At 73.2% G+C, this 19220-nt stretch carries 14 protein-coding genes, 1 tRNA gene and 1 pseudogene; 6 read left to right on the forward strand and 10 right to left on the reverse strand.

Features of this window, described 5'->3' with window-relative positions; genetic code table 11:
• Positions 1–9: 9 nt before the first annotated feature.
• The 6 genes from NRK68_RS28295 to NRK68_RS28320 form a co-directional block, all read right to left on the reverse strand.
• Positions 10–858, reverse strand: coding sequence for an aldo/keto reductase (locus NRK68_RS28295; protein WP_257857124.1), 849 nt, complete (start codon positions 856–858; stop codon positions 10–12).
• A gap of 151 nt (positions 859–1009) precedes the next feature.
• Positions 1010–1780 carry an ABC transporter ATP-binding protein gene (locus tag NRK68_RS28300; RefSeq protein WP_183063873.1) on the reverse strand — a complete coding sequence of 257 codons (771 nt, stop codon included), beginning with the start codon at positions 1778–1780 and terminating at the stop codon, positions 1010–1012.
• The gene (locus NRK68_RS28305) at positions 1777–4521 is read right to left on the reverse strand and encodes an ABC transporter permease subunit (protein WP_257857125.1); all 2745 of its coding nucleotides are present in this window, start codon (positions 4519–4521) and stop codon (positions 1777–1779) included. The genes NRK68_RS28300 and NRK68_RS28305 overlap by 4 nt, the downstream gene beginning before the upstream one ends.
• Before the next feature lie 9 nt (positions 4522–4530).
• On the reverse strand, positions 4531–5799 hold the full coding sequence (locus tag NRK68_RS28310) for an ABC transporter substrate-binding protein (RefSeq protein ID WP_183063875.1): 1269 nt from the start codon (positions 5797–5799) through the stop codon (positions 4531–4533).
• 125 nt (positions 5800–5924) lie between these two features.
• Complete coding sequence (locus NRK68_RS28315) at positions 5925–7748, reverse strand: AMP-dependent synthetase/ligase (RefSeq protein WP_183063876.1); 1824 nt, start codon at positions 7746–7748, stop codon at positions 5925–5927.
• 214 nt (positions 7749–7962) lie between these two features.
• Positions 7963–8814, reverse strand: coding sequence for a LysR substrate-binding domain-containing protein (locus NRK68_RS28320; RefSeq protein ID WP_183063877.1), 852 nt, complete (start codon positions 8812–8814; stop codon positions 7963–7965).
• Positions 8815–8970: 156 nt separating this feature from the next.
• On the opposite strand from NRK68_RS28320, the gene NRK68_RS28325 reads away from it, so the two are divergent.
• From NRK68_RS28325 to NRK68_RS28335, 3 genes are read left to right on the forward strand one after another with little or no spacing between them, the layout of a single operon-like run.
• Positions 8971–9987: a bile acid:sodium symporter family protein gene (locus NRK68_RS28325; protein WP_257857126.1), complete on the forward strand. Its 1017-nt coding sequence runs from the start codon at positions 8971–8973 to the stop codon at positions 9985–9987.
• 34 nt (positions 9988–10021) lie between these two features.
• A complete protein-coding gene (locus tag NRK68_RS28330) occupies positions 10022–10453 on the forward strand; it encodes a (2Fe-2S) ferredoxin domain-containing protein (protein WP_183063879.1) in 432 nt (143 codons plus the stop codon).
• 1 nt (position 10454) lies between these two features.
• A complete protein-coding gene (locus tag NRK68_RS28335) occupies positions 10455–10913 on the forward strand; it encodes a hypothetical protein (RefSeq protein ID WP_257857127.1) in 459 nt (152 codons plus the stop codon).
• Here the strand turns inward: NRK68_RS28335 and fdhD are convergent.
• On the reverse strand, positions 10903–11730 hold the full coding sequence (gene fdhD / locus NRK68_RS28340) for a formate dehydrogenase accessory sulfurtransferase FdhD (RefSeq protein ID WP_257857128.1): 828 nt from the start codon (positions 11728–11730) through the stop codon (positions 10903–10905). The two genes, NRK68_RS28335 and fdhD, sit on opposite strands and share 11 nt — an antisense overlap.
• A 206-nt stretch (positions 11731–11936) precedes the next feature.
• On the opposite strand from fdhD, the gene NRK68_RS28345 reads away from it, so the two are divergent.
• Entirely contained in the window at positions 11937–12878 is a 942-nt protein-coding gene (locus tag NRK68_RS28345; protein WP_183063882.1) for a beta-ketoacyl-ACP synthase III, read from the forward strand.
• Here the strand turns inward: NRK68_RS28345 and NRK68_RS28350 are convergent.
• On the reverse strand, positions 12865–14049 hold the full coding sequence (locus NRK68_RS28350) for a low temperature requirement protein A (protein ID WP_257857129.1): 1185 nt from the start codon (positions 14047–14049) through the stop codon (positions 12865–12867). The two genes, NRK68_RS28345 and NRK68_RS28350, sit on opposite strands and share 14 nt — an antisense overlap.
• A gap of 244 nt (positions 14050–14293) precedes the next feature.
• On the opposite strand from NRK68_RS28350, the gene NRK68_RS28355 reads away from it, so the two are divergent.
• A tRNA-Leu gene (locus NRK68_RS28355) sits at positions 14294–14381 on the forward strand.
• Between the two features lie 409 nt (positions 14382–14790).
• Here NRK68_RS28355 and NRK68_RS28360 read toward each other — a convergent pair.
• A pseudogene (locus NRK68_RS28360) lies at positions 14791–15510 on the reverse strand (IclR family transcriptional regulator domain-containing protein); the annotation flags it as partial.
• 797 nt (positions 15511–16307) lie between these two features.
• A complete protein-coding gene (locus NRK68_RS28365) occupies positions 16308–16886 on the reverse strand; it encodes a sigma factor-like helix-turn-helix DNA-binding protein (RefSeq protein ID WP_257857130.1) in 579 nt (192 codons plus the stop codon).
• Positions 16887–17395: 509 nt separating this feature from the next.
• Between NRK68_RS28365 and metG the strand changes: the two genes are divergently transcribed.
• Positions 17396–19111: a methionine--tRNA ligase gene (gene metG / locus NRK68_RS28370; protein WP_257857131.1), complete on the forward strand. Its 1716-nt coding sequence runs from the start codon at positions 17396–17398 to the stop codon at positions 19109–19111.
• Positions 19112–19220: the final 109 nt, after the last annotated feature.

Below are 19220 nucleotides of genomic sequence, written 5' to 3' on the forward strand. Positions count from 1 at the left end.
CGGCCGCCCTCACACGTCGAATTCGGCCGGGTCCGGGCCGATCCGGCGGCCCGCCGCACCCGCGCCCAGAGCGTCCAGCGCGGCCATCTGAGCGGCGTCCAGCTCGAAGCCGAAGACGTCCAGGTTCTCCCGGATACGGGCGGGGGTCACGGACTTCGGGATCACGACGGTCCCGTGCTGCAGGTGCCAGCGCAGCACCACCTGCGCGGCGCTGCGGCCGTGCGCGGCGGCGATCTCGGCGACGGCCGGCAGCGTGAGGAGTTCCTTGCCCTGGCCGAGCGGCGACCAGGCCTCGGTGACGATCCCGCGGGCGGCGTGCTCGGCGCGCAGCGCGGCCTGCGGGTGCAGCGGGTGGAGCTCGACCTGGTTCACGGCCGGCACCAGGGCGCTCTCGGCGGCGATCCGGTCCAGGTCCTGCGGGCGGAAGTTCGACACGCCGACGGCCTTGGCGCGGCCGCTCGCGGCGATCTCCTCGAAGGTCTTCCAGATGCCCACGAAGTCGTCGCGCATCGGACGCGGCCAGTGGATCAGGTACAGGTCGACGTGGTCGAGACCCAGCTTGGAGAGGGAGTCGTCGAAGGCGCGCAGCACCGCGTCGCGGCCCCACGTCTGCTTCCGGCCGTTCCACAGCTTGGTGGTGACGAACAGTTCCTCGCGCGGCAGCCCGGAGGCCGCGACGGCCTTGCCGGTGCCCTTCTCGTTGCCGTAGATCGCGGCCGTGTCGATGCTGCGGTATCCGGCCTCCAGGGCGGTCCCCACGGCGTGCTCCGCCTCCGCGTCCGGCACCTGCCAGACGCCGAAGCCGAGCTGGGGCATGAGCGTGCCGTTGTTGAGCTTGATGGCCGGGACCTGGTTCACGTCGGGTGTTCCCTCACGTCGGCGCGTTGTGCGCGGTGGTACAGCATCGTACGAGGGGCGACAACCGGCCCCCCGTACGACCTATTCCCGCCACCCCGGCCGGCGGGGCCGTCCGCGGTGGGCTGCCCGGCACGGTCCGGGGGCGGCCGGCTCACGCCGTACCCAGGTACGCCTCCCGGACCAGCGGGTCCGCCCGTACCTCGGCCGGAGTGCCCTCGGCCAGCACCGTCCCGAGGTCCAGTACGACGACCCGTGTGCAGAGGTCCATCACGAAGGCCACGTTGTGCTCGACCAGCAGCACCGCGCAGCCCTCCTCGGCCGCCAGCCGACGCACCACCCCCGCGAGCCGCTCACGCTCGGGCGCCGACATCCCGGAGGCCGGTTCGTCCAGCAGCAGCACCCGCGGCGGGTCGGCCACCGCCCGCGCCAGCTCGACCATCCGGGCCTGCCCGACCGGCAGTCCGCCGGCGTACGAGGTCCCCAGCGCGCCGATCCCGCAGTCGGCCAGCACCCGCTCGCCGCGCACCCGGCGGGCCCGCTCCCGGGCCCGCCGGGCCGGGAGGGCGAGGAGGTCGGCGGCCGGACCGCCCCCGCCGCCCCGCCACTCCTGCGCCACCAGCACGTTGTCGGCCACGCTGAGCTGCCCGAACAGCTGCTGGCGCTGGAACGTCCGGCGCATCCCGTGCCGGGCCCGCCACACGGGGGAGCGGCGCGTGATGTCCGCCCCGTCCAGCAGGATCCGCCCCCGGTCGGGCCGGCGGATCCCCGACAGCACGTCGAACAGGGTGGTCTTCCCGGCCCCGTTGGGTCCGATCAGCCCGCACACCTCGCCCGCCGCGACCCCGAGGTCCACCCCGCTCAGCGCCCTGACGCCGCCGAACCGTACGCCGACACCGCCCGCGTGGAGCACGTAGCCGCTCATGTCCCCGTCCCCAGATAGGCCTCGGTGAGCCGGTCGGCCTCGACCTCGTCCCGGGGGCCGCACCAGGCGACCCGGCCCTGGGAGAGGTAGGCCACGGTGTCGGCGACGCCCAGGATCCCGGCGGCCTTCTCCTCGACCAGGAGCAGCGCGGTGCCGGCGTCGCGAAGCTCGGTGAGCAGCGCGTACACCTCCTCCGCGACGCGCGGGGCCAGCCCGAGCGAGGGCTCGTCGGCGATCAGCACCTCGGGCGGCCGCTGCAGGAGTGGGGCCAGCGCGAGCATCTGCTGCTCACCGCCGGACAGGGCGCCGGCGTTCACCCCGCGGCGTTCCGCGAGCCGTGGGAAGCGGTCGTAGACGGCGGCCCGGGCAGCGGCCTCCGGCAGGTACAGGGCCAGGTTCTCCTCGATCGTGAGCGACGGGAAGATCCCCCGGCCCTCGGGGGCGAGCAGCACCCCGGCCCGCGCCCGGCGGACGGGCCCGTCGCCGGTGGCGTCCCGCCCGCGTATGCGTACCTCCCCGCCGGCAACGGGCAGCGATCCGGCGGCGACCCGGCACGCGGTGCTCTTCCCGGCTCCGTTCGGCCCGAGCAGGGCCAGGATCTCCCCGCGCCGCACGACGAGATCGACCCCGTGCAGCACGAGCCCGCCGTCGTACCCGGCGCAGACGCCGCGCAGCTCCAGGGCGGCGTCGGCCCGGTCGGCGTGCGAGGCGTGCGAGGCGTGCGAGGCGTGTGCGGCGCGGGGGTTCGGGAGCGGAGCCCCCGCCGGGTCCGGGGTGGAGCGGTGGGAATCGGCGCCCCGGGATGCGGAGCCCTGGGAAGGGGGCCCGGAACCGGCGGCGCGCCGTCGTGCCCGCCGCACCGGTACGGCCGCGCAGTACCCGTCGGGGTCGTTGGCGAGGGCCAGCCCGGCCAGGCCGAAGAGGATCACCGGCAGGTGCGCGGACTCCGTCACGTAGTCGGACAGCAGCCGCGGGGCCACCGCGTACACCAGCCCCGCCACCACCGCGTACTGCGGCCGCCGCACGCCCGCCGCCACCACGACCGCCAGCCACACCAGGCCCGTCATCGCCGTGAAGTCCGTCGCCGTGATCCGGGTGTTGTACGAGGCGTACAGCACGCCCCCGAATCCGGCCAGCCCGGCGGACAGGGTGAAGAGCAGCAGCTTCGTACGCAGCACCGACACGCCCGAGGCCGCCGCCGCGGCCGGGGCCGACCGTACGGCGAGCATCGCGCGACCCGAGGGGGATCCGCGCAGCGCGCTCAGCCCGGCGGCGACCAGCGCGACGAGCACCACCAGGGCCACCCCGAGCGCCCGGTCGTCGGACAGGTCCACCGGCCCGAGGACCGGCCGCGGGACCGGCCAGCCGGTGTCGCCGTTGCGCAGCCACCGCAGCTGGAACAGCACCTGGTCGGCGAGGAACGCCAGGGCCAGCGTGGCCAGCGCCAGCGACCTGCCGCCCAGTCGCAGCGCCGGCAGTGCGACCAGCGCCCCCAGGACGGCCGCCGCGCAGGTGCCCACCGCCAGCGCGGCCACGAACGGCCAGCCGCGGCTCAGGAGCAGCCCGGCCACGAGCGCGGCCCCCGTCACGAAGGTGCCCTGGGCGAGGGAGACCATCGCGCCGAGCCCGGTCACCACGGTGAACGACATGAACACCAGGGCCACGGCGAGCCCTTGGGCCAGCAGTCCGCTCCAGAACGGTGTCGTCACGGTGTAGAACGCGACGCACAGCAGCCCCGCGCCCGCCGCCCACACCCCCCAACGCCGCCCCCAGGAGGCCCCGGCCAGATGGTCCACCGGCGGGGCGTCCACGGCCGCGAGGCCTGCGGTCCGGGCCCTGCGGGTGAGGACGAGCAGCCCGCCGAACAGGATCAGGAAGGGTACGGCCGTACGGAAGCCGGTGATGGACTCGGCGAAGGACGCGTACCCCGCCACCAGGTTCTGCAGGACCCCCAGCCCCAGCCCGCCCGCGAAGGCGAGCGGCACGGAGGCGAACCGGCCGATGACCGCGGCCGTGGCCGACACGAACAGGAACAGCGTGAAGTCGTGCGCCGACAGCCCCAGCAACGGGGTCGCCAGCACCCCCGCCAGCCCGGCCAGTGCCGACGCGATCATCCACGCCACCGACGACAACCGGTCGGCGCTGATCCCGCGCAGCTCGGTCAGCGAGCGGTTGTCGACGGCCGCCCGCAGCTGCAGCCCGGTCCGGGTGTGCCGCATCAGCACCCACAGGGCCACCGCCACCAGCGCGGTGACCACCCAGGTGATCAGCTGGTCGGAGTCGATGCCGACCCCTTCCATGAGCTGCCAGGACGTCGCCGGGCTCGGCCCCACGCCCGGCAGCCCGAACCGGTTCTCGGCCGGTTCCACCGGGGCGCCCGCGTCCGCCAGCAGTTCGACCGCCCACAGCCCGGCGGCGGGCAGGGCCACCAGCAGGCCTATGGTCGCCACGATCTGCGCCGTCTCACCGACGTGCGCCAGCCGCCGGAACATCAGCCGGTCCAGTCCCCAGCCGAGCCCGGGGGCGAGGACGAACACCACGAGCAGCGCCGCCGGGACCGCCGGCCAGCCCAGCCCGGAGTGCAGTTCGTAGAAGGTGAGCGCGCACAGGTAGGCGGTGGCCCCGTGCGCGAAGTTGAACAGCCCGGACGCCGAGTACGAGAGCACCAGCCCGGTGGCCAGCAGTGCGTACAGGGCGCCGGAGACCAGACCGCTCAGGACGAAGACGAGCAGATCCCCCATGCCGCGGTCCTACTTGAAGGGGATGGGCTCGTAGCACTTGAACGGGACGGAGACCTCGTACGCGCCGTTCTTCAGCTGGACGAGCGCCCCGCAGCCGAAGCTGTCCTTCTGCCCCTTGGGCAGCGCGCGGTCGCCGACCAGCGTGCCGGTGTCGGAGAAGCCCTGCGCGGCGGCCTGGAAGGACTCGACGGTCAGCTCCTTGCCGGCCTTCTGCGCGATGGCCAGGAACAGGTCGGCCGACATGTACCCGGTGAGCATGTGCATGTTCAGCGGAACTTCTTTGCCGCCCGCGGCCGCCTTGATGTCGGCCTTGAACCGCGCCATGTCCGGAGTGTCCGACTCGAACGGCTGGAACTGCAGCAGCACGTGCACGCCGTCGAGTGCCTGCCGGGTCGCGTCCTGGGCGAGCAGCCCCGGGTCGTAGTCGGTGGGGTCGGAGAGCAGCCCCTTGTAGCCGCTGCGCTTGAGCGCGGTGAAGAGCCCGATGTTGTTGGGGGTCTGCATGACGGAGACCACGGCGTCCGGGGCCTTGCCGCCGTTGCTGGAGAGGATCTCCTTCACGTACGCGGACCAGTCGCTGGGGACGGCGGTGGCCGGTACGGAGGCCTTGGCGTAGGAGACCGTGAAGCCGGCGCTGGTGAAGCCCTGCTGGAAGGTCCGGATGCCGAACTTTCCGGCGTCGCTGTCGTTGGCGATGACCGCGACCGACTTGCCGTCGGCGCCGCCGAGGATCCGGCCGATGCCCTCGGGCCAGGTCTGGTTCAGGGTGCCGCCGGGGGTGGGGACCAGGCAGCCGTTGAAGCCGTAGATGTGCCGGGGCCCGCAGAAGGCGGGCAGGGTGCCCCAGCCGAAGGTGGGGACCTTCTCCTGCTCCAGGAAGTCGGCGCCGGAGAAGGTCACCGAACTCATGGGGGAGACCGCGAAGACCTTGTCCTGCTGGACGAGTTTGCGGGCGGCGGCCATGTTCTTCGCGGGGTCCTGGCCGTCGTCCTCCGCACCGAGGTATTCGATCCTGCGGCCGTGGACGCCGCCCTCGGCGTTGGCTCTCAGGTAGCGGGCCTTGGCGCCGAGGTCGGTGTCCTTCTTGCTGTAGCCGCCGGCGGTGGTCATCGAGACGATGCCGCCGACCTTGATGGAGTCGGCGGTCACCCCGCGCGTGGTGGCGGCCGCGGAACCCGAGCCGCCCGGAGAGGTGCCGTTGGTGGAGGCGGAGTTGCAGGCGGAGACGAGCGCGACGGCCGCTGCCGCGGCGGCCAGGGTGCGGATCGGACGCAACATGTCGGGGATCCCCCTCCGGTCGGAATCCCCGCATTCTGGGTGTGACCTGACGCATCGTCAATATCGATGACGCAGGGAACTGACGAACCGTCAGACATGTTGGGTCGCCGGCTCGGATCCCCGGATCACGTCCGGTAGAGCTCGGCGACCTCCTTCGCGTACGCCTTCTCGATCGCCCGGCGCTTGAGCTTCAGCGAAGGGGTCAGCAGCCCCCGCTCCTCGGTGAACTGCTCGGCCAGCACCCGGAAGGTGCGGATCGACTCCGCCTGCGAGACCAGGGTGTTGGCGGCCACCACCGCCCGCCGGACCTCCGCCGTCAGCTCCGGATCACTCACGAGGGCCGCGGCCGGCATCTGCGGTCTGCCGCGCATCGACAGCCAGTGCGCTATCCCCTCCGTGTCCAGGGTGAGCAGCGCCGCGATGTACGGCCGGTCGTTGCCCACCAGCACGCACTGCGCCACCAGCGGATGCGAACGGACCCGCTCCTCCAGCGCCGCCGGTGCGACGCTCTTGCCGTTGGATGTCACCAGGATGTCCTTCTTGCGTCCGGTGATGACCAGATAGCCGTCCTCGTCCAGCCGCCCCAGGTCACCGGTGGCCAGCCAGCCGCCGCGCAGCACCGCCTCCGTGGCGCGCGGGTCGCCCAGGTATCCGGAGAAGATGTGACCGCCGTGCAGCCAGACCTCCCCGTCGTCCGCGATGTGCACCGTGCTGCCCGGGATCGGCCGGCCCACCGTGCCGTACTTCGTCGCCTCCGGGGGGTTCGCGGTGGCCGCCGCGCAGGACTCGGTCAGCCCGTACCCCTCGAACACCGTGATCCCGGCGCCGTCGAAGAACAGCCCGAGGCGGCGGGACATCGCCGACCCGCCCGACATGGCGTAGCGCACCCGCCCGCCCATCGCCTCGCGGACCTTGCCGTAGACGAGCTTCTCGAAGAGCTGGTGCTCCATCCGCAGCGTCGCCGAGGGGCCCGGACCGGTGCCGAAGGCCTTCCGCTCGCGCGCCTCCGCATACCGTACGGCCGTCTCCACGGCCCGGTCGAAAGGTCCCGTGCGCCCCTCGGCCTCCGCCTTGCGCCGGGCGGCCGCGAAGACCTTCTCGAAGACGTACGGGACACCGAGCACGAAGGTCGGCCGGAACGCCGCGAGGTCCGGCATCAGCTCGGCCGCCGACAGCACCGGCTGGTGCCCGAGCTTGACCCGCGCCCGGACCGCGGCCACCTCCACCATCCGCCCGAAGACGTGCGCCAGCGGAAGGAACAGCAGGGTCGACGGCCGGTCGCCCTGCCGGCCCTGGAACACGGACTCCCAGCGGGCCACCAGGGTGTCCGTCTCGTACATGAAATTGGCGTGGGTGAGCACGCACCCCTTGGGCGGGCCGGTGGTCCCCGAGGTGTAGATGACGGTGGCCGTGGCGTCGGGCGTCACCGCGCCGCGGTGGCGGTGCACGACGTCCTCGGCGACCGAAAGCCCGGCCGCGACGAGGTCGTCCACCGCCCCGGCGTCCAGCTGCCACAGCCGTCCCAGGTGGGGGAGCCGGTCGATGACCGAGCCCACCGTCATGGCCTGGTCCTCGTTCTCCACGACGCAGGCCGTGCAGGCGGTGTCGTGGAGGATCCAGTGCACCTGCTCGGTGGACGATGTCGGGTAGACCGGGACGGGCTGCGCGCCGATCGCCCACAAGGCGAAGTCGAAGAGGGTGAACTCGTAGCGGGTGCGGGACATGACGGCCACCCGGTCGCCGAAGCGCACCCCCTGGGCCAGCAGTCCCTTGGCGAGCGCCAGCACCTCGGCCGCCAGCTCGCCCGACGTCACGTCCCGCCACACCCCGTCGGTCTTCCGGCCGAGGACCACCCGGTCCGGATCCTCGCGGGCGTGCTGGAAGACGACGTCGGCCAGCCCGCCGACGGGCGCGCCCGTGACGACCGGTGGGACGGTGATCTCGCGCAAGGCCCCGCTCCTCTCCGCGCGCCGCGGTGAACGTACCTCAGTGTCAAGGGGGGTTGATGGGCGTTCGGACACCTCCACAAGACCTCCCCAGTGATCACGCCGTTCACGCCGCTGACGTGCGGCGCGCAGGGCGCGGACCGGCCGCCGTGCGCCCCGCGGCCACCCCCGTGCGCCGTCCGGCCGGTGCGCCGGCCGGTCCGGCGGTGCGCGGCCGTCACCCGGAGCGGGTGAGGCGGTCCGCGCCGGAGAGGACCGCCGCCGCCAGTGCCTCGGCCGCGGGCGACGCACGCGGCCCGCGCAACAGCGCGAACTCCACCGGCCCCAGCTCGGGCAGCCCCCCGACCCGCACCAGCCCGGGCGGGATCAGCCCCCGCGTGTGCGCCATCACGCCCAGCCCGGCCCGGGCCGCCGCGACCAGACCGCTCAGACTGCCGCTCGTGCACGCGATCCGCCACGCCCGGCCGTCCCGTTCGAGCACCTCCAGGGCCCGCGCCCGGGTGATCCCGGGCGGCGGGAAGACGATCAGCGGAACCGGGCGCTCGGGATCCACCCGCAGTCCCTCCGCGCCGATCCACACCATCCTGTCCCGCCAGACCAGCCGGCCCCGCTCGTCCCCCGGCCCCCGCCGCTTCGCCAGCACCAGGTCCAGACGGCCCGCGTCCAGCCGCTCGTGCAGCGTGCCCGACAGCTCCACCGACAACTCCAGGTCCACCTCGGGGTGCTCGTGCCGGAACCGCTCCAGGATCTCCGGAAGCCGCGACAGCACGAAGTCCTCCGAGGCGCCGAACCGCAGTCGCCCCCGCAGCCGGGTCCCCGTGAAGAAGGCCGCCGCCCGCTCGTGCGCCTCCAGGATCGTCCGCGCGAAGCCGAGCATCGCCTCGCCGTCCTCCGTCAGCTCCACGCTGTGCGTGTCCCGCAGGAACAGCGGCCGCCCCGTCGCCTCCTCCAGGCGCCGCACGTGCTGGCTCACGGTGGACTGCCGCACGCCCAGACGGCCCGCGGCCTGCGTGAAGCTCAACGTCTGGGCCACCGTGAGGAACGTCCGCAACTGAACCGGGTCGTACATACCCCCATCGTAGGACGGCTCATCTCGATCCGTGATGACAGTGAGAACGGTGTACGGGTTTCCCGATCACCGGCGGGGGCCGACCATGAAGGGACACCGAGAAGGGGACGACAGCATCCGGTCCCACCGCCCCGACAGCAAGTGAGCACCCTGCGCATGCGCCGCCCGCACCTCCCCGCCCGGCTCCCCGTGGACCCGTACGTCCTCGCCCTGCTCGGCACCGTCGGCCTCGCCGCCCTGCTCCCCGCCCGCGGCGCGGCCGCCACCGTCGCCGGCTTCGCCTCCACCGCCGCCGTGGCCCTGCTCTTCTTCCTCTACGGCGCCCGGCTCTCCACCCGCGAGGCGCTCGACGGGCTGCGCCACTGGCGGCTCCACCTCACCGTGCTCACCTGCACCTTCCTGCTCTTCCCGGTCTTCGGCCTGGCCCTGCGCGCCCTCGCCCCCGGCCTCCTGCCGCCCCCGCTCCAGAGCGGCCTGCTCTTCCTCTGCCTGGTCCCCTCGACCGTCCAGTCCTCGATCGCCTTCACCTCGATCGCCCGCGGCAACGTCCCCGCCGCCATCTGCGCCGGTTCCTTCTCCAGCCTGGCGGGCATCGTGCTCACCCCCCTGCTCGCGGCGGTCCTGCTCGGCGGCCGCACGGGCGGCTTCTCCGCCGACGCCGTCCTCAGGATCACCCTCCAGCTCCTGCTGCCCTTCCTCCTGGGCCAGGCCCTGCGCCGCTGGGTCGGCGGCTTCCTCACCCGCCACAAGAAGACCCTCGGGTACGTCGACCGCGGCTCGATCCTCCTCGTCGTCTACACGGCCTTCAGCGCGGGCATGGCCGGCGGTATCTGGCAGCAGGTGAGCCCCCTGCGCCTCGGCGCGCTGGTGCTTCTGGAAGCCGTACTCCTCACCGTCATGCTCCTCGTCACCTGGTACGGCGCGGCACGTTTCGGCTTCGGCCGCGAGGACCGCATCGCCATCCAGTTCGCCGGGTCCAAGAAGAGTCTGGCCGCCGGACTCCCCATGGCCAGCGTCCTGTTCGGGGCCCAGGCGGGCCTCGCCGTGCTCCCGCTGATGCTCTTCCACCAGATGCAGCTGATGGTCTGCGCGGTCCTCGCCCGGCGCCGGGCCCAGGACCCGCGGCCCGAACTCCCCGCCGACCGTGTGGCGGAGGTCTCCCGTGCGGCCTGATCGGCAAGATCCCCGGGCCCGGTAACGTGCTGTGGTGACCTGGATACGCCCGCTCGGTGCCCACGCCCAACGCCCCTGCACCCTGGTGGTCTGTCGCGGCTGCTGCTGCGGCGACCCCCGCAAGAACCCCGGCTCCGACCACGCCGGCCAGCTCGCCCGGCTGCGCGAGGCCGCAGCCGCCTCCGGGGGCCGCCTGGCCGTCCGTACGAGCGACTGCCTCGGCCCCTGCGCCCAGGCCAACGTCATCGTGGTCCAGCCCACCACCGAGGCCCGCCGCCGCGGCGCCCGTGCGGTCTGGTTCGGCTGGGCCCTCGACGACACCGCCACCGACGAGATCATCGCCTGGGCCGAATCCGGCGGGCCGGGCGCCACCCCGCTCCCGGCCACCCTGGACCTTCACCGCATCGACCCGCCGGCCCCGAAGCCGCCCGCCGACGCCGGCCGCCGCTCCCGCCGGGGGCGCTGACGTGCAGAACCTCGCCCGCGCGGTGCTCGTTCTGTTCGGTCTGCTGGTCCTGGGCGCCGTGTACCTGGCGTTCTCGGTCGAAGGCAGCAGACCCTCCGTGCCACTGACGGCTGAGGACGTCATCGGCACCTGGCACGGCGACCGCGGGGCCCGGCTCGTGGTGACGGCCGACGGCCGGGCCCGCCTCACGGACGCTGCGGGCTGGATGTGCAATCCGACGGGGCAGCCGGCCGTGCTCACCGCGGAGGGCAGCTGGATCATGGACCGGCATTCCGACGAGAGCCCGGGGATCCTGATCAAGTTCATCGCCGACGGGACGCCCCCGGTACCGGGCTGCGCCGACTGGTTCACCGTCAACGGCACCGGCAAAGGAGGCACGAGGGGAGACGGCAGCGACGTGTGGGCCGAGTTCCTCGGATCCGGCGACAGGGAGCGGTACCGGCGCGCCCCTACAGGGTGATCCGCTCCTCGCCCGCGTAGATGTTCATGTCCGGGCCCCGCAGGAAACCGACCAGGGTCATGCCCGACTCCACCGCCAGGTCCACCGCGAGCGAGGAGGGCGCGGAGACCGCCGCCAGCACCGGGATGCCCGCCATCACAGCCTTCTGCGCGAGCTCGAAGGAGGCCCGGCCCGACACCAGCAGCACCGTGCCCGTCAGCGGGAGCCGTCCCGCCTGGAGCGCCCGGCCGACGATCTTGTCCACCGCGTTGTGCCGGCCCACGTCCTCCCGCAGGTCGAGCAGTTCGCCCTCGGCCGTGAACAGCCCCGCCGCGTGCAGCCCGCCCGTACGGTCGAAAACCTTCTGGGCCGCCCGCAGCCGGTCCGGGAGCCCGGTCAGGACCTCCGCGGGCACCCGTACCGGATCGGTGGCGATCCCCGGGAAGCGGCTCGCCGTCCGGACCGCGTCGAGGCTGGCCTTCCCGCACAGGCCGCAGGACGAGGTGGTGTAGACGTTCCGCTCCAGCGTGATGTCCGGTACCGGGACCCCGGGGGCCAGCTGGACGTTGACCACGTTGTAGGTGTTGGAGCCGTCCGCCGTCGCCCCCTCGCAGTACGTGACCGCCTGGAGGTCCGACGCGCCGGCGAGCACCCCCTCGCTCACCAGGAAGCCCACCGCAAGGGCGAAGTCGTCGCCCGGCGTCCGCATGGTGATGGCCAGCGGCCTGCCGTTCAGGCGTATCTCCAGCGGCTCCTCGGCCACCAGGGTGTCCGGGCGGACACCCTGCCCGCCGTTGCGGATCCGGACGACGCGACGGCGTTCGGTGACCCGTCCCATGGTGATCAGCCCACTCCTTCTGTTTCTCGCCGATGCCCGACGTACTCATTCTCCCGGTTCCGCATCCGACCTGGTCCCGGGCAGGGGGCTCCTCGGGAAGCTCCAAAATCCGGGGCCGGAATCCTGTTGGGTCACACGCATATGTACCCATCGGTAGCAGGCGAAGCTGGGTGATCCTGACTTGCCTACGAGGGGGGACCCCGCCCATGACCGGTTCACGCGTGGTGGCGCTAGGGCACTACCAGCCCGCGAAAGTGCTCACCAACGAGGACCTCGCGGCCATGGTCGACACCACCGACGAGTGGATCCGCTCCCGCGTCGGCATCCGCACCCGCCACATGGCCGGCCCGGACGAGCCCGTCGACGAGCTGGCCTTCCACGCGGCCGGAAAGGCGCTGGCCGGCGCCGGCCTGACCCCGGACGACATCGACCTCGTCCTGGTCGCCACCTCCACCGCGATCGACCGTTCGCCCAACATGGCCGCGCGCGTCGCCGCCAAGCTGGGCATGGGCGGCAGCCCCGCCGTCATGGACATCAACGTCGTCTGCTCGGGCTTCACCCACGCCCTGGCCACCGCCGATCACGCCATCCGGGCCGGCTCCGCCACCCGCGCGCTGGTCATCGGCGCCGACAAGATGACCGAGATCACCGACTGGGCCGACCGCACCACCTGCGTCCTCACCGGTGACGGCGCGGGCGCGGCCGTCGTCGAGGCCTGCGACGAGCCCGGCATCGGCCCGGTGCTGTGGGGTTCGGTCCCGGAGATGGGCAACGCGGTCCGGATCGAGGGCTCGCCGCCGGTCTTCGCCCAGGAGGGCCAGTCCGTCTACCGCTGGACCACCAGCCAGCTCCCGCCGCTCGCCCGCAAGGTGTGCGAGAAGGCGGGCATCGCGCCCGAGGACCTGGCCGCGGTCGTCCTCCACCAGGCGAACCTGCGCATCATCGAGCCGCTCGCCGCCAGGATCGGCGCGGTCAACGCCGTCGTCGCCCGCGACGTCGTGGACTCCGGCAACACCTCGGCGGCGAGCATCCCGATGGCCCTGTCGAAGCTGGTCCAGCGCGGCGAGATCCCCTCCGGCGCCCCGGTCCTGCTCTTCGGCTTCGGCGGCAACCTCTCCTACGCGGGCCAGGTCATCAGCTGCCCGTGACGCCTTCCGCGACCGCTCCCCGCGGCGCCCGCGCGGCGGGGGAGCGGGCGCCCTCGGCGATCACCGCGCCGACCATGACGACCGCCAGGGCCACCAGCTGGCCCGCTCCCGTCCACCGGGTCCCCACGGGCACCGTGGCGAGTGCGAGGACCAGGGCCGTGGCGCGGTAGCGGGCCGGGCCGATGCCCAGCGCCGCACGGAAGACCAGGTTCCCGGCCAGGTACAGGGCCACCCCGCCGGCCAGCGCGACCGCCGGACCGGTGTGCAGGTGCTCGCCGAGGTGCCCGATCGTCTTCTTCACACCGGCCGCGAAGACGGCGATGCCCAGCAGCACCGGCAGGAAGGCGTAGTAGTACGCCGCCATCGCCAGCTTGAAACGCCGGTCCGGCGGCAGCTGAGCGAAGACCTCCTCCGCCCGGCCCTCGTCGCGCACGAAGTACATCCACCACATCGCCGACGCGATCGTGAGCGCCAGGAACGTACCGCCCGCGATACCGGCGGACAGCGGCAGCGACCCCACCCCGATGCCGATCGCGATCACCGACTCGCCGAAGACGATGATCAGCAGCAGACCGTGCCGCTCCACCAGGTGCGCGGCGTTCATCCCGCCGAGCTGGTCGCCGACCGTCTGCTCGGGCACCTCCGGCTCCGCCGCGGCCCCGCTCGCCGCGACCCGCTGCACGACCATCGGCGTCACGAACTGGAGCAGCAGCGCCAGCAGCCACAGCCCCCAGGCCGGCAGCCCGTCGAAGAACCCGGCGGCCGTCACCGCCAGCGCGCACAGCACGTTGGGCAGCGCGAACCACAGCACGCCGCGGCCGTGCGCCTGCGTGAACAGCGCCCCGTGCACCAGGACGACCAGCAGATAGCCCAGGCCGAAGGCGACACCACCCGCACCGAAGGCGGTGGGCACGGCCAGCGCGCACACCATGAACGCGCCCATGGCGAGCATCAGGAGCACGCGCCGGACCGTGCGGTCGGGCGGCACCTGGTTGGTCAGGTGCGCGTAGCCCCCGTACATCCAGAACAGCACGGTGAAGATGAGCAGGACCTGCCCGGCGCCCCGCGGGGTCAGGTCGTCCGCGAGCAGCACCGTCAACTGCGTGATGGTGAAGACGAAGACGAGGTCGAAGAACAGCTCCAGCGTGCTGACGCGGTGCTCGGTTTCCATGTGCGGCTCCCCCCGGACGTGTGCCCGGCCATCCGACCGCCCCTGGCCCACCGCTGTCCACCCGTATCCCCACATCCGCAGCCCGGCCCGCGGCGAGACGCGCCGTCCCGTCAACCGCCGTTCGGGCATGCCCGCAGGTCAGCCCGGCGTGGCGGACCGCCGCCGCCCGGATAAGTGGTCGGAGACCCGCCGATCCTTTGCTATTGTTGTCCATGTCGCCGCGGGAAACCGGGGCCGACCACCGGTCCGGGTGGCGGAATGGCAGACGCGCTAGCTTGAGGTGCTAGTGCCCTTTATCGGGCGTGGGGGTTCAAGTCCCCCCTCGGACACCAGCAAGAGCCCCACACATCGTGTGGGGCTCTTCTTCGTGTCGGCCCGGCTCCACTTCTTACGTTCTCACGTACCCAGGACCACCAGGCCCGAGGGGCGGGTCAGGCTGCCCGGGGTGACCGAGGTGAAGGTGTGGGGGAGGGACAGGTGGGGGGCGGCGCCGTCCGGGGCGGCGTCGAAGAGGTAGGCCGCCCCGGACGTGGTGTCGCTGACCAGGTGCGGGCCCCGGGGCGCCGCCGCGGCCTCGGCGAGCGGGGTGCGGAACAGCCGCCGGAGGTGGCGCAGGGTCTCCGGGGTGACCGGGGCCCGCATCGGCCGCGGCTCGGGCGGCCCGGCGGGAGCCGAGCCGGGCTCGGCGGCGGGGGCCGGGGCGGCCGCGGGCTCCGGCGGGTCCGGGGGGATCGCACCGGTCAGGAGCAGCGCGAGGAGGACCGGAACGGCCTTGCGGCGCAGCGTCCCCGTGGCCGAGCGCAGCCGGTGCGCATGGGTCGCCGGAAGCGACAGCGCGAGGCTCCCCGCGGCGCCGCCCGTGGCGATGGGAACGGCCGAACAGACGACCCCGGGGGCGTATTCGAGCAGGTCGAAGACGGGGGAGCCGGGGGCCACCGCGTCCAGCGCCGTGAACAGGGCCCGGCTGTCGGTGATGGTCTGCGGGGTGAGCCGGGCGGGCCGGTGCCGGGCCACATGGTCGGCCCGGCGGTCGTGGTCGAGCTGGGTCAGCAGGCACTTGCCGACCGCGCTGGCGTGCGCGGCGTCCCGGAAGTCGACCCACTCCCGGACCGGCGGGGTCGCCGGCCCGGCCGCCATCTGCGTGATGTGCACCTCGCCCCCGGCGTACCGGCTGAGGTACACCGCGGCGCCCGCGCTGTCCCGGGCCAGGGCGAGGGTGCGCTGGAGCTGCCCGGCCAGGCCCTGCCCGCCGGGGGCGGCGAGCCGGTCCAGGGCGGGGCCGCGCCCGTACACCCCCGCCCCCGGCCGGTACGCGTACTCCTCCTCGCACAGCATCGCCAGGAGCGGCGGCAGCTCCGCCTCCGCGAGGCCCGACTCCCGCGCGAGCTGGGCGGCCCGGACCCCCAGCGGGTGCCGCTCCAGGACGCGTACGACAGCCAGGGCGCGGCGCGCCTCCGCCAGCGCCTCGCCCGTACCGCCCTGTACGACGGTGCCGCGGGCCGCGGCCGTCAGCGCGGGGTGGCGCAGCGGCCCGGCGGCCGGCCGGACCGCCGCCACCGGCGCCACGACCGTGACGGGCGGCGGCGGCAGGAACGCGCCCAGCGCCCCCGAGAGTCCGGCCCTCGGCAGCGGCACGGGCCCCAGGTCGGGATCGTCGCACTGCTCGACGTAGCGCAGGACGGCGGCCTGGGTGCACAGCCGGATCTCGCGCAGGTCGCGCCGGCCGCTCGGCCGGAAGCCGCGGTGGCCCAGCTCGCGCGCCCAGTGCCGGGCGTCGTGGTGCTCACCGCGCCGGGAGTGGTCGAGGAAGAGGCAGTAGGCGGCCGCGGCGGCCCGTGCGCTGCCGGACGCGGCGGCGAACTGCCACCAGAACCGGGCGCCTTCGCGCATCCCGGCGAGGTGCAGCAGGCAGCCGAAGACGACGGCGCCGCTCAGGTCGGTCCGCAGGCAGGTGAAGGCGTCGAGGTGCATGGCGGCGTCCGGCGCGCACACGGAGGCCAGGCAGATCGCCTTGAGGTCGCGCCGGGCCCGTTCGGAGTCGAGCGGCCGGTCCCGGACCGGGTCGCTCCAGCCGTGGGCCGCGCGGCGCCGGGCCCGGTGCGGGACGGCCGGGTGCGGTGTGGCGCGCAGCAGCCGGGCCTCGGCCGCGCCGAGGTCGTAGTGGCGGTAGCGGTCGCGGACGCCGGCCCGGGCGAGGAACTCGGCCAGGGAGCGGGGAGCCGGGTCGCCGTCCGGCCGCTCCAGCCGGTCGCGGCGCCTCATGACCCGGCTGGTTCGGCCGGTTCCGCCGGATCGGCGGAGGTGTCGAGCGGATCGGCGGAGGCGTCGAGCAGCCGGGCGAGTCGCCGGTGGGCCTGGCCGAGCTGGGAGCGGACCGTGGCCTCGTCCACGCCCATCACGGAGGCCGCCTCACCCGGGGTGCACTGCAGTCCGTACCGCAGGAGCACGGCGTCGCGCTGGCGCTCGGCGAGCCGGGAGACGGCGGAGTAGAAGCGGATGGTGTCGGTCAGCACCTCGTACCGGTCGGCGTGCGCCTCCTTGAGGGCCGCCTCGAAGGCGCTGATGTCCGTCGGCTCGGGCTCCTGCTGCCACGGGTGGAGCCGGTGCTGCCGGTCGACCAGGCAGTGCTTGAGGACGGTCCACGCGTAGGCGTCCAGGCGGTCCATGTGGAGCATCCGCAGCCAGTCGCCCATGATCGAGTCGAAGGTGGCGTCGACCGCCGCCTCGGCCGCCGCGTCCGAACCCAGCTGCAGATACGCGAAGCGCATGTACGCGGGGCGCCGGTTGGCATGGAAGGCCCAGTACGACAGCCGTGCCGTCGGGTCCCACTGGCTCATCGGCGTCGGCCGCCTACGCCGGCTCGGCAGTCCCACGGCCCCACCGGACTCCTCCGGTCCGACATCGCTCACGGCTCCACCTCATCCCCTGGTGTGCAGAACAGGAAAGCAGCGTGGGCGCACTCGGGGGGCGCAGAGAAGAAACCTGGGAAGCAATGCGTCGCGGATGATCGAACCGTGATCGTTCCCGATCGGGCGAGGCGCCAGCCAGCACGTATGCATATGCCGCCTGCCGGTGCCGCCGTGTCGCCGGTCGTATCGTCGCCCGGGTCTCCGCCCGGGTATCCGGTCGTCTCACCGGCCGGGCCTCCGGTCGGGCGCCCGACCGCCCCGCTGTACCATGGGCCCGATCGCGAGGGCCGTGACGCAGAGGTCACTGTCCTCGCTTTTGCTTTACGTCCACCCGAGAACAAATGCGGCGCGTGGCCTTTCGGCGGTTCGATACGATGACCGCACTCACAATCCGTGACGTCACGTTGCACCGCACATAGGAAATGGAGCATCCGAGGATGGCTCGACACCTGATCACCAGCGCGCTTCCGTACATCAACGGGATCAAGCACCTGGGCAACATGGTCGGGTCGATGCTTCCGGCGGATGTGTACTCCCGGTACCTCCGCCAGCGCGGCCACGACGTCCTGTACATCTGCGCCACCGACGAGCACGGCACGCCCGCCGAGCTCGCCGCCAAGGAGGCCGGTATCTCGGTCGCCGAGTTCTGCGCGCAGGCCCACGACGCCCAGAAGGCGGTCTACGACGGCTTCGAGCTGTCCTTCGACTACTTCGGCCGCAGCTCCTCGCCGCAGAACGTCGAGATCACCCAGCACTTCGCGCGCCGCCTCCAGGAGAACGGCTTCATCGAGGAGCGGGCGATCCGGCAGGTCTACTCGCCCGCCGACGGCCGCTTCCTCCCGGACCGCTACGTCGAGGGCACCTGCCCGCACTGCGGCTACGACAAGGCCCGCGGCGACCAGTGCGAGAACTGCACCCGGGTCCTGGACCCCACGGACCTGATCGAGCCGCGCTCGGCCATCTCCGGATCCACCGATCTGGAGGTCCGCGAGACCAAGCACCTCTTCCTCCTGCAGTCCAAGCTGCAGCACGAGGTGGAGGCCTGGGTCGCCGAGCACGAGGAGGAGTGGCCGCAGCTGGCCTCCTCGATCGCCCGCAAGTGGCTGACCGAGGGCCTGCACGACCGCGCCATCACCCGTGACCTGGACTGGGGCGTCCCCGTCCCGGCCGACACCTGGCCCGACCTGGCGGCCGAGGGCAAGGTCTTCTACGTCTGGTTCGACGCCCCGATCGAGTACATCGCCTCGACCAAGGAGTGGGCGGACGCCGACCCGGCGAACCGCGACTACAAGGCCTGGTGGTATGAGGCCGAGGACGTCCGCTACACCCAGTTCATGGCCAAGGACAACGTCCCGTTCCACACGGTCATGTTTCCCGCCACCGAGCTGGGCACCCGCGAGCCGTGGAAGAAGGTCGACTACGTCAAGGCCTTCAACTGGCTGACGTACTACGGCGGCAAGTTCTCCACCTCGCAGAAGCGCGGCGTCTTCACCGACCAGGCGCTGGAGATCCTCCCGGCCGACTTCTGGCGCTACTTCCTCATCGCCAACGCCCCCGAGTCCGACGACTCGTCCTTCACGTGGGAGCACTTCGCGGCCACGGTCAACAAGGACCTCGGCGGCACCCTCGGCAACTTCGTCAACCGCGTACTGACCTTCTCCCGAAAGAAGTTCGGCGACGAGGTCCCGGCCGGCAGCCCCGCGGGCGAGGCCGAGGCGAAGCTCGGCGAGCAGATCGCCGAGCTGCTGGCCGAGTACGAGGGCCACATGGACACCCTGCAGTACCGCAAGGCGGCGGCCGCGCTGCGCGCCCTGTGGTCCGCGGGCAACGCCTACCTGGACGAGAAGGCCCCCTGGCTGGAGGTCAAGACCGACCTGGAGGCCGCTGCGCTCACCCTGCGCACCGCGATGAACCTCATCCACCTCTACTCGGTGGTCTCCGAGCCCTTCATCCCGGCCTCGGCGCGCGCCATGCGCTCCGCGTTCGCGCTCGCCGACGACACCGCCCTGTGGGTGACCCCGGAGCAGGCCAAGGCCCTGGACGCGGTCCCGGCCGGGACCGCGTTCACCGTGCCGCCGGTGCTCTTCGCCCGGGTCACCGAGGAGGACCTGGAGTCCTACCGCGAGCGCTTCGGCGGCACCGAGGCGGGCTGACACACGGGGGCGGCGGACCGCCGTTGCACCGACCGGAAGGGGCGCGACCGCGGGGTCGCGCCCCTTCCGGAGTATTCGGACGCACGGCGGCGGCCCGGGCTCAGCCGCT

Origin of the sequence: Streptomyces yangpuensis (assembly GCF_024666385.1) — a bacterium.
GTDB lineage: Bacteria > Actinomycetota > Actinomycetes > Streptomycetales > Streptomycetaceae > Streptomyces > Streptomyces yangpuensis.